Source organism: Streptomyces sp. ALI-76-A (genome assembly GCF_030287445.1).
GTDB lineage: Bacteria > Actinomycetota > Actinomycetes > Streptomycetales > Streptomycetaceae > Streptomyces.
In genome coordinates this window covers 1936597-1960703 of record NZ_JASVWB010000002.1, presented here as the reverse complement: position 1 = coordinate 1960703, position 24107 = coordinate 1936597, and the positions used below count along the sequence as shown (strand labels likewise).

Genomic DNA, 24107 nt, shown 5'->3' with positions numbered 1-24107 from the left:
GGCGCGAACCCACCCATGAAGCTCGTCTTCGCCGGCACCCCCGAGGTCGCCGTTCCCGCTCTGGACGCTCTGCTCGCCTCCGGGCGGCACGAGGTGGCCGCCGTCGTCACCCGGCCCGACGCGCCGGCCGGGCGGGGTCGCAGGCTGGTCGCCTCTCCCGTCGCCGAGCGGGCCGAGGAGGCCGGGATCGAGGTGCTGAAGCCCGCCAAGCCGCGGGATCCGGAGTTCCTGGAGCGGCTCAGGGAGATCGCGCCCGACTGCTGTCCGGTCGTCGCCTACGGGGCGTTGCTGCCCCGCGTCGCCCTCGACATCCCCGTGCACGGCTGGGTCAACCTGCACTTCTCGCTGCTGCCCGCCTGGCGCGGGGCGGCGCCCGTGCAGCACGCCATCATGGCGGGCGACGAGCTGACGGGCGCGTCCACCTTCCTGATCGAGGAAGGCCTCGACTCCGGGCCCGTGTACGGGACGGTGACCGAGACCGTCCGGCCCACCGACACCAGCGGCGACCTGCTGACCCGGCTCGCCTTCGCGGGCGCCGGCCTGCTCGCCGCGACCATGGACGGGATCGAGGAGGGCACCCTGAAGGCCGTACCGCAGCCGGCCGAGGGCGTCACCGTGGCCCCGAAGATCACTGTCGAGGACGCCCGGGTGGAGTGGACGGCGCCCGCGCTGCGCGTCGACCGGGTGGTGCGCGGGTGCACGCCCGCGCCGGGTGCCTGGACCGTCTTCCGCGGCGAGCGGCTCAAGCTCGTCCAGGTCCGGTCCGTGCCGGAGCGGACCGATCTCGCGCCCGGTGTGCTCGCCGTCGGCAAGAACGACGTGCACGTGGGCACCGGGTCGTACGCCGTGGAACTGCTGTGGGTGCAGGCCCAGGGCAAGAAGCCGATGAAGGCCGCCGACTGGGCCCGGGGCGTGCGCATCGCGGACGGTGAGACCCTCGGCGCGTGACGCGGGGGGCCGCGGACTTACGCTTGGTGGGCATCCCCGCCTGAAATCCGGAGCACCTTTTTCGTGAGCGACCAGCCCCGTCGGCCCCGCAGGCCCGCCAAGCCCTACCGCCGGCCCCAGAAGGACCCCGTCCGCATCCTCGCCTTCGAGGCGCTGCGGGCCGTGGACGAGCGGGACGCGTACGCCAACCTCGTCCTGCCGCCGCTGCTGCGCAAGGCGCGGGAGAAGGACGACTTCGACGCCCGGGACGCGGCCCTCGCGACCGAGCTGGTGTACGGGACGCTGCGACGGCAGGGGACGTACGACGCCGTCATCGCCGCCTGTGTCGACCGCCCGCTGCGTGAGGTCGATCCGCCGGTGCTCGATGTGCTCAGCCTCGGCACGCACCAGCTGCTCGGGACCAGGATCCCGACGCATGCCGCCGTCTCCTCCTCCGTCGAGCTGGCCCGGGTGGTGCTCGGCGACGGGCGGGCGAAGTTCGTCAACGCCGTGCTGCGGAAGGTCGCGCAGGACGATCTGGACGGGTGGATCGCGAAGGTCGCACCGCCTTACGACGAGGATCCCGAGGACCACCTGGCCCTCGTGCACTCCCACCCCCGCTGGGTCGTCTCCGCGCTGTGGGACTCCCTCGGCGGCGGCCGGGCCGGGATCGAGGAACTGCTGGCGGCCGACAACGAGCGGCCCGCGGTGACCCTCGTCGCCCGGCCGGGGCGGTCCACCGCCGACGAGCTGCTCCGGGAGGAGTCCGCGGAGCCGGGCCGCTGGTCGCCGTATGCCGTCCGGCTGGCCGAGGGCGGCGAACCCGGCGCCGTCGACGCCGTACGGGCGGGCCGGGCCGGGGTGCAGGACGAGGGCAGCCAGCTCGTGGCCCTGGCCCTGGCCAACGCGCCGCTGGACGGTCCGGACGGGAAGTGGCTGGACGGATGTGCCGGGCCCGGCGGCAAGGCGGCGCTGCTCGCCGCCCTCGCCGCCGAGCGCGGAGCCCTGCTGCTCGCCTCCGAGAAACTGCCGCACCGGGCCGGGCTGGTCGCCAGGTCCCTGGCCGGGAACCCGGGCCCCTACCAGGTGATCGCCGCCGACGGGACCCGGCCGCCGTGGCGGCCCGGTGTCTTCGACCGGGTGTTGATGGACGTGCCGTGCACCGGTCTCGGCGCGTTGCGGCGGCGGCCGGAGGCGCGGTGGCGCAGGCGGCCCGAGGACCTGGAGGGGTTCGCGCCGCTCCAGCGCGGGCTGCTGCGGACGGCGCTGGACTCCGTACGGGTCGGCGGGATCGTCGGCTATGCGACCTGCTCGCCGCACCTCGCCGAGACCCGGGCCGTCGTCGACGACGTGCTCAAGCAGTGGCCCGAGGCCGAACTCGTCGACGCCCGCCCGCTGCTGCCGGGCGTGCCGGACCTCGGCGAGGGCCCCGACGTACAGCTGTGGCCGCATCGGCACGGGACCGACGCCATGTACCTGGCGCTCATTCGGCGGACCGGCTGACTCCTGCCCCCACCGTCTCGGGGGCGTGCGGCCCGCCGTCCTCGCGGGCCAGCCGGTGCGGCCACCACACCTTCGGGCCGACGTCCAGGAACAGGGACGTGACCAGCACCGACCGCACGATGAAGGTGTCGAGGAGCACGCCCAGGGCCACCGCGAAGCCGAGTTCGGCGAAGGCGACCATCGGGAGGGTGGCCAGGGCGGCGAAGGTGCCCGCGAGGACCAGGCCCGCCGAGGTGATGACCGCGCCGGTCGCGGCCAGGCCCGTCACCGCGCCCTTGCGGGTGCCCTGGTGGGCGGCCTCCTCGCGGATCCGGGTGGTCAGGAAGATGTTGTAGTCGATGCCCAGGGCGACCAGGAAGACGAAGACGAACAGTGGGAAGTCGGTCGACTCGCCCGCGTAGTCGAACACGTGGCGGAACGCGAGCGCGCTGATGCCGAGGGCGGCGGCGAACGACAGGATCACCGTGCCGACCAGCAGCAGCGGGGCGATCAGGGCGCGCAGCAGCCCGCACAGGATCAGCAGGACGACGATCAGCACCAGCGGGATGATCAGGAGATTGTCATGCGTGGTCGCCTCGTCCATGTCCAGCAGGGCCGCCGTGCCGCCGCCCACCTGGGCGTCGGCGTCCGGCACCGCGTGCACGGCGTCCCGGACCCGCTCCACGGTCTGCTTCGCGGCCTCGCTGTCGGACGGGGCGGTCATGGTGGCCTCGAACAGCACCTTGCCCTCGAAGGCCGGCTTCGTACCCGGCGGCAGGCCGAGCGACTCGGGGACGACGCCCCGGGTGGCGGCGACCGCCTCGCCCACCTGCCGGGCCTGTTCCTGGTTGCTGACGACGACGAGCGGATCGCCGCTGCCCGCCGGGAAGTAGCGCGCGGACACCTCCTGGCCGACGATCGAGTCCGGTTTCCCGGTGAACGCGTCCGCGTTGCCGATGCCCTCCGCGCGCAGCTGGATCAGACCGAGCGAGCAGACCGCCAGCGCCACCGCCGTGACGCCCCAGACCATCCGCGGGCGGCGGGCCATCCGGCGGCCCAGCCGGGCCCACAGGCCCCGCTCGCTGGGGTCCTCCGCGCCGAAGCGCGGACTCGCCGGCCAGAAGATCCAGCGGCCGAAGATCACCAGCAGCGCCGGGAACAGCGTCATCATCGCCAGCACGGCGACCGCGACACCGATCGCCGCGACCGGGCCGAGGCCGCTGGTGGAGTTCATCTCGGCGGCCAGCAGGACCAGCATGCTCAGGACGACCGTCGCGCCGGAGGCCAGCACCGCCGGGCCCGCGCGGTGCAGGGCCAGCGCCATCGCCTCGTGCCGGTCCTCGTGCCGGCGCAGCTCCTCGCGGTAGCGGGCGACCAGGAGCAGGGCGTAGTCCGTCCCCGCGCCGAACACGAGCACCGTCAGGATGCCGGCACTCTGGCCGTTGACCGTGAGGCCCGCGTGCTCCGCCAGGAAGTAGATCAGCGCCTGCGCGGTGAACAGGGCGGCGATCACCGACAGCAGCGGCACCAGGATCAGGGTGGGGCTGCGGTAGGTGATGAGCAGCATGATGATGACCACGGCCATCGCCGAGATCAGCAGTGTGGAGTCGATGCCCTCGAAGGCCTCGGAGAAGTCCGCGGAGGTGCCGCCCGGGCCCGTGACGTGCACGGCGAGTCCGTTGCCGCCCTCGCCGGCGATCTCGCGCATGGAGTCGACCGCGGGCGCGATCCGCTCCCAGCCCTCCTCGTCCATCGTGATCGGCACCAGGATCTGGGCGGCGCGCGGATCGGTCTGCCGGTCGTAGACCGGTCCCCGGGTCTCGTCGCCGCGCACGCCGTGCGCGGTCAGCTGCTTGAGTTCCTCCGTGGCCTCGGTGATCCGGGCCCGGTCCTGGGCGGTCAGGCCGTCCTCGCGGGCGTACACGACGATCGCGGGGATCTGCTCCGGCCTGAAGTCCTCGGAGAGCTGGAGGACCTGGGTGGACTCGGCGGATCCGGGCAGCCAGGAGGCCGCGTCGTTGTCCTGGGCGTCGGTGAGTTTCTGGGCGAACGGCGCGGTGGCGAACAGCACCACGAGCCACAGCACCAGCACCAGCCACTTGGCACGCCGCCCGCACACCAGATGCCCGATGCCGCGCTTCCCCGACTGTCCCTGCCTGGTCTCCTGCGGCTCGGTCATGGCCACCCCCGTAGCGCCGTGTCGACGCGATCGGCCGCCCAGCATGGCAGGTGCGGCACCCGTACAACATCCGATGAACGGCTCAGGTCCGGACCGGCGCGACCATTCGTGCCCGGACATGGGAGGCTTGGGTCATGGCCGTGCAGATCAACCCCAGCATCCTGTCCGCCGACTTCGCCCGTCTCGCGGACGAGGCGAAGGCGGTCGAAGGAGCCGACTGGCTCCACGTCGACGTCATGGACAACCATTTCGTCCCGAACCTCACGCTCGGTGTGCCGGTCGTAGAGTCACTGGCCCGTGCTACGGACACTCCGCTGGACTGCCATCTGATGATCGAGGCCCCCGATCGGTGGGCGCCCCAGTACGTAGAGGCGGGGGCCTCGTCCGTCACCTTCCATGTGGAGGCGGCCGCCGCTCCCGTCCGGCTGGCCCGGGAGATCCGCGCGAAGGGCGCCCGCGCCTCCATGGCGCTGAAGCCGGCGACGCCCATCGAGCCGTACGAGGACCTGCTCCCCGAGCTCGACATGGTGCTGATCATGACGGTCGAGCCGGGCTTCGGGGGTCAGGCCTTCCTGGACATCATGCTCCCCAAGATTCGCCGCACCCGCGAGTTGATCACCAAGCGCGGCCTCGAACTGTGGCTCCAGGTCGACGGCGGAGTCTCGGCCTCCACCATCGAGCGCTGCGCGGACGCGGGCGCCGACGTCCTCGTCGCGGGATCGGCGGTGTACGGGGCGTCCGACCCGGCCGAGGCGGTACGTGCACTGCGCACGCAGGCCGAGGCGGCCACCGCCAAGGCGAGCTGGGCGTGCGACCACGGAACCAAGGGAACGTGAACGACTCTCATCAGGGCTGATCAAGCGCGCCGTATCTGCGAGGATGAACGGCGAATCCACGATGTGAACAGCAGTGAGGAGATCGCCGTGTCGGGTATGTCGGCGGGCCGGTCAGCCATGCGGATGGGACCCGCTGAGCTGGTGCAGGCGGCGGCCATGGCCCGCCGCTTCTACCTAGAGGGCAAGTCCAAGATCCAGATCGCCGAGGAGTTCGGCGTCAGCCGCTTCAAGGTGGCCCGGGTCCTGGAAACGGCTCTCGAACGGGATCTCGTACGGATCGAGATCCGCGTGCCGGCCGAACTGGACGCCGAGCGCTCGGACGCGCTCCGCGCCCGGTACGGCCTCAGGCACGCCGTCGTGGTCGAGTCCCCGGCCGAGGCCCAGGATTCGCCCGACCCGGAGAACCTGGGGGAAGTGGCCGCCGACCTGCTCGGCGAACTGCTGAACGAAGGAGATGTGCTGGGCCTGGCCTGGGGCCGGTCCACGATCCACATGGCGGCGGCGCTCGACCGGCTGCCGCCCTGCACGGTCGTGCAGCTGACGGGCGTGTACGACGCCGGGACCGCCGAGCGCGGCTCGGTCGAGGCCGTCCGCCGGGCCGCCCAGGTGTCGGGCGGCGACGCCCATCCCATCTACGCGCCGATGCTGCTGCCGGACGCGGCCACCGCCCAGGCGCTGCGCCACCAGACCGGGATCGCCCGGGCCTTCGAGTACTTCGACAAGGTCACGGTCGCCTGCGTCTCCATCGGCTCCTGGGAGCCGGGCATCTCGACGGTGCACGACATGCTCAGCGACGAGGAACGGTCGCACTACGCCTCGCTCGGTGTCGCCGCCGAGATGTCCGCGCACCTCTTCGACTCCGACGGCCGCCGGGTCGGGCGGGACCTCGGCGAGCGGTGCATCACCGTCAAGGCCGACCAGCTCCGCCGGGTCCCCGAGGTCGTCGCGATCGCGGGCGGGCAGCGGAAGGCCGCCGCGATCGACGCGGTGCTGCGGTCGGGGCTCGTCACCAGCCTGGTGACGGACACGTCGGCGGCGGACTACCTGATGACGGCGGGGCCGACGCCGAAGCCCGCCCTCAACCGGGCGGATCCCGACGGGATCTGACGAACGCCCATCGGGGGCGGTCGTGGTGGTACGCCGCCGCGGCCGCCCCCTCGTGGTCCACCGCACCTGACGCTCCCCACGCCCCCACCCTTGGAGAATCCTCCAAGGACCCCTCCGACCAGCCTGGACGATGTGACCGGGCAGCGCGTACCGGCCGCCATGGGACAATGAAGTACGTGCTCTTCCCCCTGGCTGACCTGTCCGGGGGCCACCTCTGATCGACTGGGATGTGCAGCACGTGCGTTTCCTCAACGACATCAAGCCTCCGTACGACCTGACGTACGACGACGTGTTCATGGTCCCGAGCCGCAGCGCGGTCGGCTCGCGGCAGGGCGTGGACCTCAGCTCCCCGGACGGCACCGGCACCACGATTCCGCTGGTCGTCGCCAACATGACCGCCATCGCGGGGCGCCGGATGGCCGAGACCGTGGCCCGGCGCGGTGGGCTCGTCGTCATTCCGCAGGACATCCCGATCGAGGTCGTCACCGAGGTCGTCACCTGGGTGAAGAGCCGCCACCACGTCCTGGACACGCCGATCGTGCTGGCCCCGCACCAGACCGTCGCCGACGCGCTGTCGCTGCTGCCCAAGCGTGCCCACAACGCCGGCGTGGTCGTCGACGGGGAGGGCAGGCCGGTCGGCGTCGTCACCGACTCCGACCTCACCGGTGTCGACCGCTTCACCCAGCTCGAAGTGGTCATGTCGAAGGACCTGTTGCTGCTCGACGCGGACATCGACCCGCGTGAGGCCTTCAACCGGCTGGACCACGCCAACCGCCGCTACGCGCCCGCCGTCGACCAGGACGGCCGCCTCGCCGGCATCCTCACCCGCAAGGGCGCCCTGCGCGCCACGCTGTACACGCCCGCCACGGACGCGCGGGGCCGCCTGCGGATCGCCGCCGCCGTCGGGATCAACGGCGAGGCCCCGGCCAAGGCCAAGCAACTGCTGGACGCGGGCGTCGACACGCTCGTCATCGACACGGCGCACGGCCACCAGGAGTCGATGATCAGCACGGTCCGGCTGGTGCGCGGCCTCGACCCGCAGGTGCCGATCGTCGCGGGCAACATCGTCGCCGCGGAGGGGGTGCGCGACCTCGTCGAGGCCGGCGCCGACATCGTCAAGGTCGGCGTCGGGCCCGGTGCCATGTGCACCACCCGCATGATGACCGGCGTCGGCCGGCCGCAGTTCTCGGCGGTTCTGGAGTGCGCGGCCGAGGCGAGGAAGTACGGCAAGCACGTGTGGGCCGACGGCGGTGTCCGCCACCCGCGCGATGTCGCCATGGCGCTCGCGGCCGGAGCGTCCAACGTGATGGTCGGATCCTGGTTCGCGGGCACCTACGAGTCCCCGGGCGACCTCCAGCACGACGCGGGCGGGCGCCCCTACAAGGAGTCGTTCGGCATGGCCTCCGCGCGGGCCGTGGCCAACCGCACCTCCGACGAGTCGGCGTACGACCGGGCCCGCAAGGCGCTGTTCGAGGAGGGCATCTCCACCTCCCGCATGTTCCTCGACCCGGCCCGCCCGGGCGTCGAGGACCTGATCGACTCGATCATCGCGGGCGTCCGCTCCTCCTGCACCTACGCCGGCGCCGGCTCCCTGGAGGAGTTCGCCGAGAAGGCCGTCGTCGGCATCCAGAGCGCGGCCGGCTACGCGGAGGGCAAGCCGCTGCACGCCAGCTGGAGCTGACCGGCCCCCGAGGCCCGCGGTCACCGGGCATCCGGAACGGCGCTGCTCACAGCGCTGCCCAGGATGCCGGACGACCGGCCGGCCACGGCCCCGCGCAACGGTCGGAAGCCGCCGCGCAACGAACACCCGCCCACCCCCGATGAACGCAACGATCTTGCGGAGACGCGCAAGGTTGCTGCATTACACGGGCAATGGTCCGCCTCGTAGGGTCATCCCCTGTAGATGGTGTGGCGGGGACCCCGCTCGGCGGGTTCCTGCCCTCGCAGGAGTGCCGCCGGTCCCCGCCGCCCCGCAGGCAGCGACAAAGGAGTCAGCGCGTGCTCGACCAAGGCGCACCCCCGCAACAGCACAGCCGGACGGCCCCCTCGTCCCCGGGGCTCGGCGTGCGCCTCATGCGCCGCAAGCCGGTGGAACAGCTGGTCGCGGAGGGCGGGCAGGGCGAGGGAGGCAGTCTGCGCCGCTCCCTCGGGCTGTGGCAGCTGACCATGATCAGCATCGGTGCCACCCTCGGCACCGGCATCTTCGTGGTCCTCGGTGAAGCCGTCCCCAAGGCGGGACCGGCCGTCACCCTCTCCTTCGTGATCGCGGGCCTCACCGCCCTCTTCTCGGCCCTGTCCTACGCCGAACTGGCGGGGACGATCCCGGTCGCCGGTTCCTCGTACTCGTACGCATACGCAACGATGGGCGAACTGATCGCCTGGGTGTGCGGCTGGTGTCTGATCCTGGAGTACGGCGTCTCGGTCGCCGCCGTCGCCGTCGGCTGGGGCGAGTACCTGAACGAGCTGCTGGACGGGACGATCGGCGTCACCATCCCGGACGCGCTGTCCGCCCCGCCCGGCGACGGCGGCGTCTTCAACCTGCCGGCGCTGATCGTCGTCCTGCTCGCGATGGCCTTCCTGCTGGGCGGTGCCCGTGAGTCCGCCCGCGCCAACACCGTCATGGTCGTCGTGAAGATCGCCGCGCTGGTGCTGTTCTGCGCGATCGGCGTCCAGGGCTTCCGCTCCGGCAACTACGAGGACTTCATGCCGCTCGGCATGGCCGGGGTGAGCGCGGCCGGGGCGACGCTCTTCTTCTCGTACATCGGCTTCGACGCCGCCTCCACGGCCGGCGAGGAGGCCACGAACGCGCAGCGCGACCTGCCGCGCGCGATCATGCTGTCCCTGGTCATCGTGACCGCCCTGTACGTCCTGGTCGCCGCCGTCGCCGTCGGCGCGAAGCCCTGGCAGGGGTTCACCGACTCCGAGGCCGCGCTCGCCCAGATCATGCGCGAGGTCACCGGGCAGACCTTCTGGGGCACCCTGCTGGCGTTCTGCGCGGTCATCGCCATCGCGAGCGTCGTCCTGACCGTGCTCTACGGCCAGACCCGCATCCTCTTCGCGATGTCCCGGGACGGCCTGGTGCCCAAGGTGTTCGCCCGTGTCCACCCGAAGACCGGCGCGCCCCGCGCCAACACCCTGATCGTGTCGCTGTTCTGCGGTGTCCTCGCCGCCGCCATCCCGCTCGGCCAGCTCGCCGACGCCACCAGCATCGGCACGCTGTTCGCCTTCGCGCTCGTCAACGTGGCCGTGGTCGTGCTGCGCCGGACCCGCCCCGACATGCCCCGCACCTTCCGGGTGCCGCTGTCGCCGGTGCTGCCCGCCCTGGGCTTCGCCTTCTGCCTCTGGATGATGGGCAGCCTGTCCGCCGTCACCTGGGTGGTCTTCGGGATCTGGATGGCCGTCGGGCTCGTGTTCTACTTCGTGTACGGCCATCGCCGCTCCCGACTCGCACCATCCGAGAAGTGATCCACTCACCGTGCTGAACCATCTCGACGAACGCATCGTGCACGCCCTCGCCGAGGACGCCCGCCGCTCCTACGCGGACATCGGCCAGCTGGTCGGCCTGTCCGCCCCCGCCGTGAAACGGCGCGTGGACCGCCTGCGGGCCACCGGGGCCATCACCGGATTCACCGTCCGGGTGGACCCGGCGGCCCTCGGCTGGGAGACCGAGGGCTTCGTCGAGATCTACTGCCGGTCCAACACCTCGCCGGAGACCATCCAGCGGGGTCTGGAGCGCTACCAGGAGGTCGTGGCCGCGTCGACCGTCACCGGTGACGCGGACGCGGTCGTCCAGGTCTTCGCGTCCGACATGCGGCACTTCGAACGGGTCCTGGAACGCATCGCGGGGGAGCCGTTCGTGGAACGGACGAAGTCCGTACTGGTGCTGTCGCCGTTGCTGCGCCGCTTCTCGTCGGGCTCGCCGACCTGAGCGGTTCCGCGCGTCCGGCCGCGGAGCCGCGTCGGGCTCGCAGACCTGGCCGGTGTCAGTCCGCCCTGGCCGGTGTCACTCCACGCCGGTCGGTCGCCCTCCCGCCTCACCGGTCTGGCTGCGTCCCGGCACGGTCCCGCTCCGCCCGGTCGCGGATCGCCGACAGCAGGCGCCGCACGAGCACCGCGTGCCCCGTGCCGATGACGAGCAGCCGGTAGAGGGCACCGAACGGGCCGGGGAACCTCGCCCGGGTCTCGGCCCGCAGCCGGACGCGGCCCGGGCCGGCCCCGTCGAAGCGGAAGACCAGGGCGTACGTGGCGAAGTGATGGCGGCCCACGAGGACCAGCTCCCGGCCCGGGACCGCGGCGGCCACCCGGAAACCGGGCAGCGTCGATCCCCGCGCCAGGGGCCGGGGCCCGGAGGCCGTCCGGTCGGCACAGCCGACCAGGCGCGCGTAGCGGACCGCCCGGCCGCTCCCGAAGGAGTGGTCCAGGACGGCACCGACGGCGAGCCGCACGGCGTCGGCCTCCGCCGCGACGACCGTGGTGTGCTCGTCGACGTGCGGCAGCGTGGCGCTCTCCATGTGTCCTCCCCCGGATGCCCGGCCGGCGTGCCCACCGTAGGCGAGGACCGGGAAATCCGCTCGTGCCGGCCGCCTGACCACGACTACCATCGGTGCCATGACCTGGCGACATTGATCCACCAGCCGTGCCTCCCGAGGGCCGCCTCGGCCGCCGTACCTCCGGCGTCCGATTCGTCCCTGTGGGAAGGCCTCATGACACTCTCACCCGCGCCCGTGCCCGCCACCGGTGTCCGGCGGCTCACGGCCACGCTGTACGGCTACGCGTTCCTCGACGACTTCGTCCTGCTGTATCCGGTGTACGCGCTGCTGTTCGCCGACACCGGTCTGTCGGTCTGGCAGATCTCCTCACTGTTCGCCCTGTGGTCCCTCACCGGTGTCCTGCTGGAGGTGCCGTCCGGCGCCTGGGCCGACGCCGTCTCCCGCCGGCTGCTGCTGTGGCTCGGCCCGCTGCTCACCGCGGTCGGCTTCGCCCTGTGGGTGCTGGTCCCCTCGTACGGGGCCTTCGCGGTCGGCTTCGTCCTGTGGGGCGCGCGCGGAGCGCTCGGTTCCGGGGCGCTGGAGGCCCTGGTGTACGAGGAGTTGGACCGGCTCGGCGCGGCCGACCAGTACGCGCGGGTGACGGGCCGGGCCCGCGCCGCGGGACTGCTGGCGGTGATGGCGGCGATGGGGGCCGCCGGACCGGTGTTCGCCCTCGGCGGCTACCCGGCCGTCGGCGCGGCGAGCGTGCTGGCCTGTCTGCTCACCGCGCTGACCGCGACCCGCTTCCCGGAGCATCGGACACCGGGCACCGGGGGTGAGAGCTGGTCCGCGGCCCTGCGGGACGGCCTCGCCGTGGCCCGCGGTGACCGGTCGCTGCGCCGGGCGATGCTGCTCGTCCCGGCCGTCGGTGCGGTGTGGGGCGCGCTCGACGAGTACACGCCGCTGCTGGCGCGGGACACCGGCGTCCCGGACGAGGCCGTCCCCTGGCTGCTTCTGCTGATCTGGACGGGGGCCACGGCCGGGAGCCTGCTGGCCGGCCGGGCCGAACGGCTCGGCAGCGGCGGGCTCGCCCGGCTGTTGGCGGGTGCCGCGCTCGCCCTGGCCGTGGGGTCGGGCGCGCGGACACCCGCCGCGCTCGTCCTGGTGGCCCTCGCCTTCGGCGCCTTCCAGCTGGCGACGGTGCTCGCCGACGTCCGGCTCCAGCACCGCATCGAGGACACCGGCCGGGCCACCCTGACCTCGGTCGCGAGCCTGGGCACGGAGCTGGCCACGGTCGCCGTGTACGCCGGCTACGCGACGGCCGCCGGCGTCGCCTCCCACGGCACCGTCTTCGCCCTGTTCGCCGTCCCGTACCTGGTGACCGCACTCCTGCTGGGGGCCGGCGCGCGAGGAGCCCGGACCCGTCGGTGAGGCAGCCGCGCGGGAGGGGGAGCGAGGCGCGTAAAGAAGTCCCGGACCCGTCGGTGAGGCAGCCGCGCGGGAGGGGGAGCGAGGCGCGTAACGAAGTCCCCGGACCCGCCGGTGGGGCAGTCGTGCGGGAGGGGGTGGGGCGGGTGTAACGAAGTCCCCGGACCCGTCGGCAGGGGCAGTCGTACGGGAGGGCAGGGGGGGCGCGCAACGAATCGCCGTCTGCCGGGCCGAGCGCGCAACGATCAGCGCACCGGCGCGCAACGGCTGCTTCTTGTCGCCCCGAGCCCGTCGCCCGTACCGTCTACGTGGCCCCCGCAAACACCTTGTGGCCCCCACGAACGCCCTTTTCCGCCCGGTGAGGAACACACGTATGCGCACCGCCCTGCTCCAGAGCTCCGGCCGCCCCGGCTCGATCGCCGCGAACCTCAAGGTTCTCGACGAGGCCGCGGGCCGGGCCGCCGCCGCGGGCGCCGGGCTGCTGGCCGCGCCGGAGATGTTCCTCACCGGCTACGCCGTCGGCGACGACATCGGCCGCCTCGCCGAGCCCGCCGACGGCGACTCGGCGGACGCGGTCGCCGAGCTCGCCACCCGGCACGGCCTCGCCGTCGCCTACGGCTACCCGGAGCGGGCCGGCGGGACGGTCTTCAACTCCGCCCAGCTGATCTCCGCCGACGGCACCCGCCTGGCCAACTACCGCAAGACCCACCTCTTCGGCTGCTTCGAGCGCGACCACTTCACCCCGGGCGAGCAGCCCGTCGTCCAGGCGGAGCTCGACGGTCTGCGGGTCGGCCTGATGATCTGCTACGACGTCGAGTTCCCGGAGAACGTCCGCGCCCACGCCCTCGCCGGCACCGACCTGCTCCTGGTGCCCACCGCGCAGATGCACCCGTTCCAGTTCGTCGCCGAGTCGGTCGTGCCGGTGCGCGCCTTCGAGAACCAGATGTACGTCGCCTACGTCAACCGGGTCGGCCAGGAGGGGGAGTTCGAGTTCGTCGGCCTCTCCACCCTCGCCGGACCCGACGGGGTCGCCCGCACCCGGGCCGGCCGCGCCGACGCACTGCTGCTCGCGGATGTCGACCCCGCCTTCCTCGCCGCCTCCCGCGAGGCCAACCCGTATCTGCGGGACCGGCGCCCCGGCCTCTACGGGGCCCTGGTCTGAAACACCCTCCTGACGTCCCCGACACCCCCCGAGTTCTTTCCGCAAGGAGTCCGTACCCCATGACGTCCACCGTGCCCAACGCCGTCGAGCACGCAGACGAGCAGCAGCCGCCGATCACCATGTTCGGCCCGGACTTCCCGTACGCCTACGACGACTTCCTCGCCCATCCGGCGGGCCTCGGCCAGATCCCGGCGACCGAGCACGGCACCGAGGTGGCGGTCATCGGCGGCGGTCTGTCCGGCATCGTGGCCGCGTACGAGCTGATGAAGATGGGCCTCAAGCCCGTCGTCTACGAGGCGGACCGGATCGGGGGCCGGCTGCGGACGGTCGGCTTCGACGGCTGCGACCCGTCCCTCACCGCGGAGATGGGCGCGATGCGCTTCCCGCCGTCCTCCACGGCCCTGCAGCACTACATCGACCTGGTGGGCCTCGAGACCCGCCCGTTCCCCAACCCCCTCTCCGAGGCGACCCCCTCGACCGTCGTCGACCTCAAGGGCGAGTCGCACTACGCCGAGACCATCGACGACCTGCCCCAGGTCTACCGGGACGTCGCCGCCGCCTGGAACGCCTGCCTGGAAGAGGGCGCCGACTTCTCCGACATGAACCGCGCGATGCGCGAGCGCGATGTCCCGCGCATCCGGGAGATCTGGGCCGAGCTGGTCGAGAAGCTCGACAACCAGACCTTCTACGGCTTCCTCTGCGACTCCGAGGCGTTCAGGTCGTTCCGGCACCGGGAGATCTTCGGCCAGGTCGGCTTCGGCACCGGCGGCTGGGACACCGACTTCCCGAACTCCATCCTGGAGATCCTCCGCGTCGTCTACACCGAGGCCGACGACCACCACCGCGGCATCGTCGGCGGCTCCCAGCAACTGCCGCTGCGCCTGTGGGAGCGCGAGCCGGAGAAGATCGTCCACTGGCCGTACGGGACCTCCCTCGCGAGCCTGCACCGGAACGGCGAGCCCCGCCCGGCCGTGACCCGGCTGCACCGGACCGCCGGCGACCGGATCACGGTGACGGACGCCGACGGCGACATCCGCACGTACCAGGCGGTGATCTTCACCGCCCAGTCCTGGATGCTGCTGTCGAAGATCGCCTGCGACGACTCGCTCTTCCCGATCGACCACTGGACGGCGATCGAGCGCACCCACTACATGGAGTCCAGCAAGCTGTTCGTGCCGGTGGACCGGCCGTTCTGGCTGGACAAGGCCGTCGACGACCGGGGAAACCCGACCGGCCGGGACGTCATGTCGATGACCCTCACCGACCGCATGACCCGCGGCACCTACCTCCTCGACGACGGCCCCGACAAGCCCGCCGTCATCTGCCTCTCCTACACCTGGTGCGACGACAGCCTCAAGTGGCTCCCGCTGTCCGCGAACGAGCGGATGGAGGTCATGCTGAAGTCGCTCGGCGAGATCTATCCGAAGGTCGACATCCGCAAGCACATCATCGGCAACCCGGTCACCGTCTCCTGGGAGAACGAGCCCTACTTCATGGGCGCGTTCAAGGCCAACCTGCCCGGTCACTACCGCTACCAGCGGCGCCTGTTCACCCACTTCATGCAGGACCGGCTGCCCGAGCACCAGCGGGGCGTCTTCCTGGCCGGCGACGACATCTCCTGGACGGCCGGCTGGGCCGAGGGCGCCGTCCAGACCGCCCTGAACGCCGTCTGGGGCGTCATGCACCAGTTCGGCGGCACGACCGACCCGACGAACCCGGGCCCCGGCGACGTGTACGACGAGATCGCGCCCGTCGAACTCCCGGAGGACTAGGACCGCCCCCGCTCACCGGTCGGGCAGGGGCGTGAGCAGCATCCGCCCCGCCAGGCCCACCGCCGTGTCGAGGCGCTCGGTGAACTCCGTGGCGATGTCGGGCAGCACGCGCAGGGCCCACAGGGCCCGGGCCGCCGTCCAGGTGGCGTCACGGGCGCGCTCCAGGCTCCACGAGCCGAGCAGGTGGGTGAGCGGGTCGGCGATCTGGAGGAGGTCGGGGCCGGGCATCAGATCCTCGCGGATCCGCTCTTCCAGCGAGACGAGGAGATCGCCCACGTGGTCGAACTCGTCCTCCAGCTCGACGGGTTCGCAGCCGAGCGTACGACAGGTGTCCACGACGGCGAGCGCGAGGTCGTGGCCGATGTGCGCGTTGATGCCCGCCAGCGCGAACTGCAACGGGCGTACTCCGGGGTGGCGGCGCATCTGGAACAGGGGCCGCCAGCAGGCCGGTGGCCGCCGCTCGTCGGCCACCGTCTCGACGGCGGCCAGATAGCGCTCCGCGAACCGTACGTCCAGCGTGATCGCGGCCCGCGGGTCCCCGCACCGGCCACTGTCGATGCGTCGGTCGACCGCCTCGGTGACCGCGAGGTAGACGCGGTTGAACACCGCGACTCCGTCTCCCGCCGGCAGCACCGCGTCGAGCGCGCGCATACGGGAGACGACCGTGTCCACGGGGGTGGTGAATTGTTCGCATTGCACCATGGGGGCAGAGTCGCAGCTTTAGGCTGACCCGGGTACCGGCGGGCCCGGCGCTTCCCCAGAAAGGGGGAACGCGCGTCCGTCGTGGGGGAGGGGAGCAGCTCCGTGTCACGCTCGCGTGCTCAGCGACTGGCCACGCGTCGGACCGAGCGCAGGAGGACCGCGCGGCGTGCCGCCATGGTCACGGTGGCCTCCGTCGTCGTCGCGGTCGCCACCGCGGCCGGGATGGTGTCCGCGCTCGACGAACGGCGCGGCTCCGACGAGGCGCGGCCCGTGGTCACCGACTCGCCCTACCTGGCGCCCCTGCCCGCCGTACCGACACCGTCCGCCTCGCCGCCGACCGGCGCGCCCGTCTCGCCCTCCGCGACGCTCAGGAAGCAGGCCGGTGCCACGCCGACGACCCCACGGACGGAGCGGACCGGGAAGCCGGACCAGGGCCAGGACCAGGAGCAGGACCAGGAGCAGGACCTGACCGCCACCGCGTCCACCCGGCTCTACCGTCACCCCGAGTCCCAGGTGCTCGACTGGGTGCGCACCCACACCGGCGACCCGCGGCAGGCGGTCATAGAGTCGCGCATCGCCGACCGGCCGGCGGCGGTCTGGTTCGCCGACTTCACGCCGTCGACCATCACCTCCCGGGTCCGCGCGGTCACCTCGGGCGGTGCCGCGCAGGGCCGGGTCCCGGTGGTCGTGGCGTACACCATCCCGGACCGTGACTGCGGTGGCGCCTCGCAGGGCGGAGCGCCCGGACTGGACGCCTACGACGACTGGATCGACGCCTTCGCCGCCGGGCTGGGCTCCGGTGAGGTCGTCGTCATCCTGGAGCCCGACTCGGTCGCCCAGGCCGAGTGCCTGTCCTCGGGCGAACGCTCCCGCCGCTTCGCCTCGCTGGCCCGCGCGGGCCGCGTCCTCAAGGCCGCCAACCCCGACGCGCGGGTCTACTACGACGCCGGCCACTCCGGCTGGCACGCGCCCGCGAAGCAGGCGGGCTGGCTGAGACAGGCGGGCGCCGCATCGGCCGCCTCCTCCGACGGCGTCTTCAGCAATGTCTCCAACTTCCACCGCACGGCCGACGAGATCGCCTACGACCGCCGGGTCCTCGACGCGCTGGGCGGCCCGGCGAGTCTGGGCGCCGTCATCGACACCAGCCGCAACGGCAACGGGGCCCCGGCCGCCGGCCAGTGGTGCGACCCCTCGGGCCGCATGATCGGCCGGGCGCCCACGCTGGACACCGGTCAGGCCCGGATCGACGCCTACCTGTGGGTGAAGCTGCCGGGGGAGTCGGACGGCTGCAAGGGCTCGCCCGGCACGTTCTCGCCGTCGTACGCCTACGAACTGGCGCGCTGAGCCGCGACACCCGCCGCCAGCCGCCCGCCGACCGCGGCCCCGCAACGAGGAGCTCCCCGCCCTGACGGAAGGACTCGCCGTGCCCGGGAGCGAGGAGTTCAGGGCCGCGGGTCGGCCACGGGCGCGGGCCTGTTGTCGCGGCTGACCTTCGGCCGGTCGCGGTCGGCCGTGCGCAGCACTCCCGCGAAGAGCACGAGCCCGCAGGCCAGTACCGTCACCAGACCGAACGACACCATCAGGCTGGTCGCCTCGGCCAGGCCGCCGATGGCGCTCGGCGCGACCAGGCCCGAGGTGTACGTGATGGTCGCGACGCCCGCGATGGCCAGGCTGGGGTTCGGGCCGCTGCGGCCCGCCGCCGCGAAGCACAGCGGGACGACGACGGCGATGCCCAGACCCATCAGCGCGAATCCGGCCATGGCCACCGCGGGATGGTCCGCGACGACGATGAGCAGCCCGCCCGCGACGGCCAGCACCCCGCCCACCCGGACCGTGCGCACCGAGCCGAACCGGTCCACCACCTTGTCGCCGGCGATCCGGGCGATCGCCATGGTGAGCGTGAAGCCCGTGGTGCAGGCGGCCGCCAGTCCCGCCGAGCTGCCCAGCTGGTCCCGCAGATAGACCGCCGACCAGTCGAGGCTCGCGCCCTCCGCGAACACCGCGCAGAACCCGACCGCGCCGATGAGCAGCGCCGACCTCGGCGGCAGCGCGAAGCGGGGCGGCGGCTCCTCGTCCTCGGCGGGCTGCAGGTCCAGCACCCACCCGCACGCGGCCACGCCCAGCACGGTCAGGACGGCGGCGGCCAGCGCGTGGTGCAGCCGGGCGTCCGATCCCAGGTGCGCGGCGAGTGTGCCCGCCGCCGAGCCGACCAGGGCGCCCGCACTCCACATGCCGTGCAGGCCCGACATGATCGACCGGCCCAGCCGGTTCTCGACCTCCACGCCGAGCGCGTTCATCGCCACGTCGGCCATGCCCGCCGTGGCGCCGTAGACGAACAGGGCCAGGCACAGCGTCAGCAGGTTCGGGGCGAGGGCGGGCAGGACCAGGGACACCGTCCACAGGGCGATGAGGCCGCGCAGGGCGTTCCGGGCGCCGAAGCGGTGCGTGATGCCGCCCGCGAGCGGCATCGCCACGGACGCGCCGAGCGCGGGGAAGGCCAGGGCCAGGCCCAGCTGTCCCGCGCTGACCGAGGCGTGGTCCTGGACCCACGGCACCCGGGTGGCGAACGAGCCGGTGACGGCGCCGTGCACGGCGAACACGGCGGCCACGGCGTACCGGGCCCGCCTCACCTGGTGCCGGTCGTAGACCACGTCACTCATCCTCCGGCCTCTCCCCGTTCTGCGGCTCTCCATGCGGCGCTTCCCGCAACCTCCCGCGCGAGGCCGTAAACTATCAGGAAGCCTGCCTGATAGATAGCGGGCACCCGACCGTCCGCGAACGGCCCCCGCCGATCTGGAAGGATCCCGGCATGCCCGCATCCCCGAGCACCGCCCGGGCCATCAACGACCGGCACGCCCTGCGCCTGCTCCAACGCGAAGGACCGCTGACGGCGGGGCAGTTGAAGCAGCTGACCGGCCTGTCCCGGCCGACCGTCGCCGACCTCGTCGAACGCCTCACCGACTCCGGCCTGATCGCGGTGGTGGGGGAGTCCGGCGAACAGCGGCGCGGCCCGAACGCGAAGCTGTACGGGCTCGTCGCCGACCGCGCCCATCTGGCCGCTCTGGACGTCCGTACCGAGGGCGTCGCCGTGGTCGTCTCCGACCTGCTCGGGCAGGTGCTCGCCGAGGCGTCCGTACCGATCGGCGACGACGCGGGCACCGGGGGTGCCGTGGAGCAGGCGGTCGCGCTGGTCGAGCGCGTGGCGAAGGAGGCCGGGGCCGAACGGCTGCACACCGTCGGCATCGGCGCGCCCGGCCTGATCGACCCGACGAGCGGCGAACTCCGCGACTCCTCGGGCCTGCCCGCCTGGCACCGGCGCCTGGTGGCCGCCCTGCAGGAGCGGCTCCCGGACGCCCGGTTCAGCGTGGAGAACGAGACCAACCTCGCGGCGCTGGCGGAACAGCGCGACGGCGCGGCCCGGGACCGGGACACCTTCGTGCTGCTCTGGTTCGGGATGGGCATCGGCGCGGCGGTGGTGCTCGACGGGACGCTGCGCCGGGGTGCCTCGGGCGGCGCGGGGGAGATCGGTTTCCTGCCGGTGCCGGGGACGGCGGGGCTGCCGTCGGCGACCGGCTGCGACGGCGGCTTCCACTCGCTGGCGGGCGCGGGCGCGGTGGCGGCCCTCGCGGCGGAGTTCGGTGTGACGGCCACGGCCGCCGCGCACGAGCCGCACGCGGCGGCGCTCGTGCGGGCGGCGGTGGCCTCCGGCGCGTCCGCCGGTCGGTCCTCCGGTTCGTCTGGCGGCGCGTCCGAGGATCGGTCCTCCGGTCCGTCTACTGGTTCGTCCGCCGGTCCGTCCCGCGGTCCCTCCGCCGCGGCCGACCGTTTCCTCGACTCCCTCGCCGACCGGGTCGCGCTCGGGGCGGCGGCCGTGATCTCCGTCCTGGACCCCGGCTGCGTGGTGCTGGCCGGCGAGGTCGGCCGCGCGGGCGGCCACGTCCTGGCCCGGCGCGTCCAGGACCGGCTCGCGCGGTTGTCGCCGCTGCCCACGGAGGTGCGGCCCAGCGTCCTGGGCGGGGGAGCGGTGCTGCGCGGGGCGCTGCTCACGGCGCGGGACCAGGCGCAGGACGAACTGTTCGCGCCGCGGAGGCCAGGCTGAAGCAACCCGCCGCTCGGTTGGTCCAGGGTGTTCGCCGTGTTCGCTGAGGGGTCCGGCGGCGGGCAAGGGCCGTCGTCACCGTCGCCGGACCGTGCGCCGACAGTAAAAGGACTAGACCATTACGTCAAGAGGTATGGACCAAGGCGTGGCCCATTCCTCGCCCCCGTGACATCCCCGGTACGCTCTGTGACCTACCCCACACTGCTCACCCGTATGGACGTCGATCAGGCGTGGCACACTGGCCCTGTACCAGAAGCAGCGCACTCCGGGGTCGGTGAAAGTCCGAACCGGCGGTTACAGTCCGCGACCCGGTCGCCTCCAGCGACCGGTTGACCAGGTGAAATTCCTGGACCGACGGTTAAAGTCCGGATGGGAGGCAGTGCGCGGCGGGCGGGCATTCGTGCGCGCCGCCGTACCGGTTCGTCCATGAGGCGAGCCCTGTCCGGCGTCGCCCCGGTGTACCCGCTCGTACATTCTGTCGTCATCGACAGCCCCGGAGTCCGTGCCCGAAGAGGCAGGAGGACCCGGGACGTGTTCACCGGAATCGTCGAAGAGCTGGGCGAGGTCACCGCCGTCGAGAACCTCGGCGACGCCTCGCGCTTCCGGCTGCGTGGCCCCGTCGTCACCGAGGGCGCGAAACACGGTGACTCCATCGCCGTCAACGGCGTGTGTCTCACGGTCGTCGACCACGAGGGCGACGAGTTCACCGCCGACGTGATGGCCGAGACCCTCAGCCGCTCCAGCCTGGGCGCCCTCGCCGTCGGTTCCCGCGTCAACCTGGAACGCCCCACCGCGGTGGGCGACCGCCTCGGCGGCCACATCGTGCAGGGCCATGTCGACGGCACCGGCGAGGTGGTGGAGCGCACACCGTCCGAGCACTGGGAGATCGTGAGGATCTCCCTCCCCCAGGACCTCGCGCGCTACGTCGTCGAGAAGGGGTCCATCACCGTCGACGGCATCAGCCTCACCGTCGTCGACGCCGGCCCGGACCACTTCACCGTCAGCCTCATCCCGACCACCCTCGCCCTGACCACGCTCGGCCGCAAGCAGCCCGGCGACCCGGTCAACCTGGAGGTCGACATCATCGCCAAGTACGTCGAGCGGATGATGGCCGGTCAGGGGGCGGCCCGGTGAACGAGCTGAACTCGGAGGCGTTCGTCCTCTTCGACCAGCACATCCTGTGGTCGGACATGATCGGCAACATCCTCGGTCTGGTCGCCCTCGCCCTCGGCTGGCGCCGGTCCATCTGGAGCTGGCCCGTCCAGTTCCTGTCCGGCCTCATCCTCTTCGGGGCCTTCTTCGGCCACCTGACCGGCAGCGCGGGCAAGCAGGCCGTCGTCATGGTCGTCGCGCTGTACGGCTGGTGGCAGTGGAACCGTGACAGGGGCGGCTCCGCGGACGGCGCCATCACCCCGCGCTTCGCCACCTGGCGCGAGCGTGCGGCGATGGCCGGCGCCGCCGCCGTCGGCACGGTCGCGGTGGCCCTCCTCTTCAAGGCCTACCCGAGCCTGTCCTGGGACCCCTGGCCGGACGCGTACATCTTCGTCGGCACCGTCGTCGCCATGTACGCCCAGGCCCGCGGCATGGTCGAGTTCTGGTTCGCCTGGCTGCTGGTCGACCTGGTCGGCGTCCCGCTGAACTTCGCCAACGGCTACGCCTTCTCCGGCTTCGTCTACGTCATCTACGGCGCGCTCGTCCTGTGGGGCATGCGCGACTGGTGGCTGCGCTCCCGCGGGGCCGCGCAGCCCAGCCTGGAAGGAGCGCCGGCATGAGCGCCCACCCGTCTCCCGCCACCACCCCGAACGAGGCGCCGCGCGCCACCCCTTCGATCCCGCCGATCCTGTACAGCACCGACGGTCTCGAGGACTTCGCGCTCGACCCGATCGAGCAGGCCCTCGCGGACATCGCGGCCGGCCGCCCGATCGTGGTCGTCGACGACGAGGACCGGGAGAACGAGGGCGACCTCGTCGTGGCCGCCGAGAAGGTGACCCCCGAGATCGTCGCCTTCATGATGAGCGAGTGCCGCGGCCTGATCTGCGCCCCCATGGAGGGCGACGAACTGGACCGGCTCCGGCTCCCGCAGATGGTCGACGACAACACCGAGTCGATGAAGACCGCGTTCACCGTCTCCGTGGACGCCACGGCCGCCCACGGGGTGAGCACCGGGATCTCGGCCTCCGACCGCGCCACCACGCTCCAGCTGCTCGCCGGCGGCACGGCCCAGCCGTCGGACCTGGTCCGCCCCGGACACATCTTCCCGCTGCGCGCCAGGCCCGGCGGCGTGCTCGCGCGCAACGGCCACACCGAGGCCGCCGTCGACCTCGCCCGCCTCGCGGGTCTGCGCCCGGCCGGCGCGATCGTCGAGATCGCCGGGGAGGACGGCCGGATGCTGCGGCTGCCCGAGCTGATCCCCTTCGCCCGCAAGCACGGCCTGGCGATCATCTCCATCGAGGACCTGATCGCCTACCGCCGCAGCGCCGAGCCCACCGTCCGCCGCGAGGCCGAGACCCGCCTGCCCACCCGGCACGGCGAGTTCACGGCGTACGGCTACCGCTCCACCGTCGACGGCGTCGAGCACGTCGCCCTCGTCCACGGCGAGCTCGGTGACGGCGCGGACATCCTGGTCCGCGTGCACTCCGAATGCCTCACCGGCGACGTCTTCGGCTCCGCGCGCTGCGACTGCGGTCCCCAGCTCGACGCCTCCCTGGAACGCATCCAGGCCGAGGGCCGGGGCGTGGTGGTCTACCTGCGCGGCCACGAGGGACGCGGCATCGGCCTGCTGTCCAAGCTCCGCGCCTACGAACTCCAGGAGCAGGGCCACGACACCCTCGACGCCAACCTGGAACTGGGCCTGCCCGCCGACGCCCGGGACTACGGCGCCGGCGCGCAGATCCTGGACGACCTCGGCGTCCGCAGCCTGCGCCTGATGACCAACAACCCCGAGAAGACCGACGCGCTCGTCCGCCACGGGCTCAAGGTCACCGGCCGCGAGCCGATGCCGGTACAGGCGGGCGAGCACAACCTCCGCTACCTGCGCACCAAGCGGGACCGGATGGGACACGACCTGCCCTGGCTGGAGACGACTCCCGTCTCCACCTGCGGCAACCAGTAACAGACCAGCAAGGAGAGACGTGAGCGGCAAGGGTGCACCGGAACTGTCCGTACAAGGCGTCGGAGACCTGCGGGTCGCCGTCGTCGCGGCACAGTGGCACGAGAAGGTGATGGACGGCCTGGTGGACGGCGCCCTGCGCGCCCTGCACGACCTGGGGATCGACGAGCCGACCCTGCTGCGGGTCCCCGGCAGCTGGGAACTCCCGGTCGTCGCCAAGGTCCTCGCGGGCCGCGGCTACGACGCGATCGTCGCCCTCGGCGTCGTGATCCGCGGCGGCACCCCGCACTTCGAGTACGTGTGCCAGGGCGTGACCCAGGGCCTCACCCAGGTCTCGGTCGACACCGGCGTCCCGGTCGGCTTCGGCCTGCTCACCTGCGACACCGAGGAGCAGGCCCTGGACCGGGCCGGCATCGAGGGGTCGCGCGAGGACAAGGGCCACGAGGCCGTGACCGCGGCCGTGGCCACCGCGGCCACCCTCCGCTCAGTATCCGAACCGTGGCGATAGCCGGGCCGGCACACGCGTAAAGTGGGCGCCACCATGTCCAATAAGACGTTCGAGGAGCTGTTCACCGAGCTCCAGCACAAGGCCGCACACGGCGACCCCGCCACCTCCCGCACCGCGGAACTGGTGGGCAAGGGTGTCCATGCCATCGGCAAGAAGGTCGTCGAAGAGGCCGCCGAGGTCTGGATGGCCGCCGAGTACGAGGGCAAGGAGGCAGCCGCCGAGGAGATCTCGCAGCTGCTGTACCACGTCCAGGTGATGATGGTCGCTCGCGGCATCTCCCTGGACGACGTCTACGCCCACCTCTGAGCCGTCCCCCGCACCCACCCC

Annotated in this window: 21 protein-coding genes and 1 riboswitch; of the genes, 17 read left to right on the top strand and 4 right to left on the bottom strand. The window is 72.6% G+C overall.

Annotated elements, in window-relative coordinates:
* Positions 1-15 precede the first annotated feature (15 nt).
* Both fmt and QQS16_RS09740 read left to right on the top strand, forming a co-directional pair.
* Entirely contained in the window at positions 16-948 is a 933-nt protein-coding gene (gene fmt, locus QQS16_RS09745; RefSeq protein ID WP_286061225.1) for a methionyl-tRNA formyltransferase, read from the top strand.
* A 63-nt stretch (positions 949-1011) separates the two neighbouring features.
* Positions 1012-2430 (top strand): RsmB/NOP family class I SAM-dependent RNA methyltransferase, encoded by a 1419-nt coding sequence (locus tag QQS16_RS09740; RefSeq protein WP_286061224.1) that lies wholly within the window; start codon positions 1012-1014, stop codon positions 2428-2430.
* Here the strand turns inward: QQS16_RS09740 and QQS16_RS09735 are convergent.
* Complete coding sequence (locus QQS16_RS09735; protein WP_286061223.1) at positions 2411-4588, bottom strand: MMPL family transporter; 2178 nt, start codon at positions 4586-4588, stop codon at positions 2411-2413. The two genes, QQS16_RS09740 and QQS16_RS09735, sit on opposite strands and share 20 nt — an antisense overlap.
* Positions 4589-4722: 134 nt before the next feature.
* On the opposite strand from QQS16_RS09735, the gene rpe reads away from it, so the two are divergent.
* From rpe to QQS16_RS09710, 5 genes are all read left to right on the top strand, one after another.
* Positions 4723-5424 (top strand): ribulose-phosphate 3-epimerase, encoded by a 702-nt coding sequence (rpe, locus tag QQS16_RS09730; RefSeq protein WP_286061222.1) that lies wholly within the window; start codon positions 4723-4725, stop codon positions 5422-5424.
* A 63-nt stretch (positions 5425-5487) separates the two neighbouring features.
* Positions 5488-6531: a sugar-binding transcriptional regulator gene (locus QQS16_RS09725; RefSeq protein ID WP_286061221.1), complete on the top strand. Its 1044-nt coding sequence runs from the start codon at positions 5488-5490 to the stop codon at positions 6529-6531.
* A 238-nt stretch (positions 6532-6769) separates the two neighbouring features.
* Positions 6770-8212 (top strand): GuaB1 family IMP dehydrogenase-related protein, encoded by a 1443-nt coding sequence (locus QQS16_RS09720; RefSeq protein ID WP_286066273.1) that lies wholly within the window; start codon positions 6770-6772, stop codon positions 8210-8212.
* Between the two features lie 317 nt (positions 8213-8529).
* Complete coding sequence (locus QQS16_RS09715) at positions 8530-9996, top strand: amino acid permease (RefSeq protein ID WP_286061220.1); 1467 nt, start codon at positions 8530-8532, stop codon at positions 9994-9996.
* A 10-nt stretch (positions 9997-10006) separates the two neighbouring features.
* The gene (locus tag QQS16_RS09710; protein WP_286061219.1) at positions 10007-10459 is read left to right on the top strand and encodes an Lrp/AsnC family transcriptional regulator; all 453 of its coding nucleotides are present in this window, start codon (positions 10007-10009) and stop codon (positions 10457-10459) included.
* Between the two features lie 106 nt (positions 10460-10565).
* Here QQS16_RS09710 and QQS16_RS09705 read toward each other — a convergent pair whose 3' ends face one another.
* Complete coding sequence (locus QQS16_RS09705; RefSeq protein ID WP_286061218.1) at positions 10566-11042, bottom strand: hypothetical protein; 477 nt, start codon at positions 11040-11042, stop codon at positions 10566-10568.
* Positions 11043-11234: 192 nt separating this feature from the next.
* Between QQS16_RS09705 and QQS16_RS09700 the strand changes: the two genes are divergently transcribed.
* The 3 genes from QQS16_RS09700 (at position 11235) to QQS16_RS09690 (ending at position 15362) form a co-directional block, all read left to right on the top strand.
* The gene (locus QQS16_RS09700) at positions 11235-12431 is read left to right on the top strand and encodes an MFS transporter (RefSeq protein WP_286061217.1); all 1197 of its coding nucleotides are present in this window, start codon (positions 11235-11237) and stop codon (positions 12429-12431) included.
* Positions 12432-12801: 370 nt separating this feature from the next.
* Positions 12802-13590, top strand: coding sequence for a carbon-nitrogen hydrolase family protein (locus QQS16_RS09695; RefSeq protein ID WP_286061216.1), 789 nt, complete (start codon positions 12802-12804; stop codon positions 13588-13590).
* Between the two features lie 59 nt (positions 13591-13649).
* On the top strand, positions 13650-15362 hold the full coding sequence (locus QQS16_RS09690; RefSeq protein ID WP_286061215.1) for a flavin monoamine oxidase family protein: 1713 nt from the start codon (positions 13650-13652) through the stop codon (positions 15360-15362).
* 12 nt (positions 15363-15374) lie between these two features.
* On the opposite strand, the gene QQS16_RS09685 is transcribed toward QQS16_RS09690, so the two are convergent.
* Positions 15375-16064 (bottom strand): DUF5995 family protein, encoded by a 690-nt coding sequence (locus tag QQS16_RS09685; RefSeq protein WP_286061214.1) that lies wholly within the window; start codon positions 16062-16064, stop codon positions 15375-15377.
* 174 nt (positions 16065-16238) lie between these two features.
* Between QQS16_RS09685 and QQS16_RS09680 the strand changes: the two genes are divergently transcribed.
* Positions 16239-17408, top strand: coding sequence for a glycoside hydrolase family 6 protein (locus QQS16_RS09680; RefSeq protein ID WP_286066272.1), 1170 nt, complete (start codon positions 16239-16241; stop codon positions 17406-17408).
* A gap of 98 nt (positions 17409-17506) precedes the next feature.
* On the opposite strand, the gene QQS16_RS09675 is transcribed toward QQS16_RS09680, so the two are convergent.
* Positions 17507-18724: an MFS transporter gene (locus QQS16_RS09675; protein ID WP_286061213.1), complete on the bottom strand. Its 1218-nt coding sequence runs from the start codon at positions 18722-18724 to the stop codon at positions 17507-17509.
* 149 nt (positions 18725-18873) lie between these two features.
* Here QQS16_RS09675 and QQS16_RS09670 point away from each other — a divergent pair, with 149 nt between their 5' ends.
* The 6 genes from QQS16_RS09670 (at position 18874) to QQS16_RS09645 (ending at position 24086) form a co-directional block, all read left to right on the top strand.
* On the top strand, positions 18874-20163 hold the full coding sequence (locus QQS16_RS09670; RefSeq protein WP_286061212.1) for an ROK family transcriptional regulator: 1290 nt from the start codon (positions 18874-18876) through the stop codon (positions 20161-20163).
* 256 nt (positions 20164-20419) lie between these two features.
* A riboswitch (FMN riboswitch) is annotated at positions 20420-20550 on the top strand.
* Positions 20551-20694: 144 nt separating this feature from the next.
* Positions 20695-21297, top strand: a complete 603-nt coding sequence (locus tag QQS16_RS09665; protein ID WP_286061211.1) for a riboflavin synthase — start codon at positions 20695-20697, stop codon at positions 21295-21297.
* A complete protein-coding gene (locus QQS16_RS09660) occupies positions 21294-21935 on the top strand; it encodes a nicotinamide mononucleotide transporter family protein (RefSeq protein WP_286061210.1) in 642 nt (213 codons plus the stop codon). Before QQS16_RS09665 ends, QQS16_RS09660 begins: the two co-directional genes overlap by 4 nt.
* Positions 21932-23275 (top strand): bifunctional 3,4-dihydroxy-2-butanone-4-phosphate synthase/GTP cyclohydrolase II, encoded by a 1344-nt coding sequence (locus tag QQS16_RS09655; protein WP_286061209.1) that lies wholly within the window; start codon positions 21932-21934, stop codon positions 23273-23275. Before QQS16_RS09660 ends, QQS16_RS09655 begins: the two co-directional genes overlap by 4 nt.
* A gap of 19 nt (positions 23276-23294) precedes the next feature.
* Positions 23295-23780: a 6,7-dimethyl-8-ribityllumazine synthase gene (gene ribH, locus QQS16_RS09650; protein WP_286061208.1), complete on the top strand. Its 486-nt coding sequence runs from the start codon at positions 23295-23297 to the stop codon at positions 23778-23780.
* A gap of 33 nt (positions 23781-23813) precedes the next feature.
* Positions 23814-24086, top strand: a complete 273-nt coding sequence (locus QQS16_RS09645) for a phosphoribosyl-ATP diphosphatase (protein ID WP_030946750.1) — start codon at positions 23814-23816, stop codon at positions 24084-24086.
* Positions 24087-24107: the final 21 nt, after the last annotated feature.

Coding starts and splice junctions, on each gene's coding strand:
- fmt (WP_286061225.1), top strand. CDS start 16: ATGAAGCTCGTCTTCGCCGGCACCCCCGAGGTCGCCGTTCCCGCTCTG.
- QQS16_RS09735 (WP_286061223.1), bottom strand. CDS start 4,588: ATGACCGAGCCGCAGGAGACCAGGCAGGGACAGTCGGGGAAGCGCGGC.
- rpe (WP_286061222.1), top strand. CDS start 4,723: ATGGCCGTGCAGATCAACCCCAGCATCCTGTCCGCCGACTTCGCCCGT.
- QQS16_RS09705 (WP_286061218.1), bottom strand. CDS start 11,042: ATGGAGAGCGCCACGCTGCCGCACGTCGACGAGCACACCACGGTCGTC.
- QQS16_RS09700 (WP_286061217.1), top strand. CDS start 11,235: ATGACACTCTCACCCGCGCCCGTGCCCGCCACCGGTGTCCGGCGGCTC.
- QQS16_RS09695 (WP_286061216.1), top strand. CDS start 12,802: ATGCGCACCGCCCTGCTCCAGAGCTCCGGCCGCCCCGGCTCGATCGCC.
- QQS16_RS09690 (WP_286061215.1), top strand. CDS start 13,650: ATGACGTCCACCGTGCCCAACGCCGTCGAGCACGCAGACGAGCAGCAG.
- QQS16_RS09685 (WP_286061214.1), bottom strand. CDS start 16,064: ATGGTGCAATGCGAACAATTCACCACCCCCGTGGACACGGTCGTCTCC.
- QQS16_RS09680 (WP_286066272.1), top strand. CDS start 16,239: ATGGTCACGGTGGCCTCCGTCGTCGTCGCGGTCGCCACCGCGGCCGGG.
- QQS16_RS09675 (WP_286061213.1), bottom strand. CDS start 18,724: ATGAGTGACGTGGTCTACGACCGGCACCAGGTGAGGCGGGCCCGGTAC.
- QQS16_RS09670 (WP_286061212.1), top strand. CDS start 18,874: ATGCCCGCATCCCCGAGCACCGCCCGGGCCATCAACGACCGGCACGCC.
- QQS16_RS09655 (WP_286061209.1), top strand. CDS start 21,932: ATGAGCGCCCACCCGTCTCCCGCCACCACCCCGAACGAGGCGCCGCGC.
- QQS16_RS09645 (WP_030946750.1), top strand. CDS start 23,814: ATGTCCAATAAGACGTTCGAGGAGCTGTTCACCGAGCTCCAGCACAAG.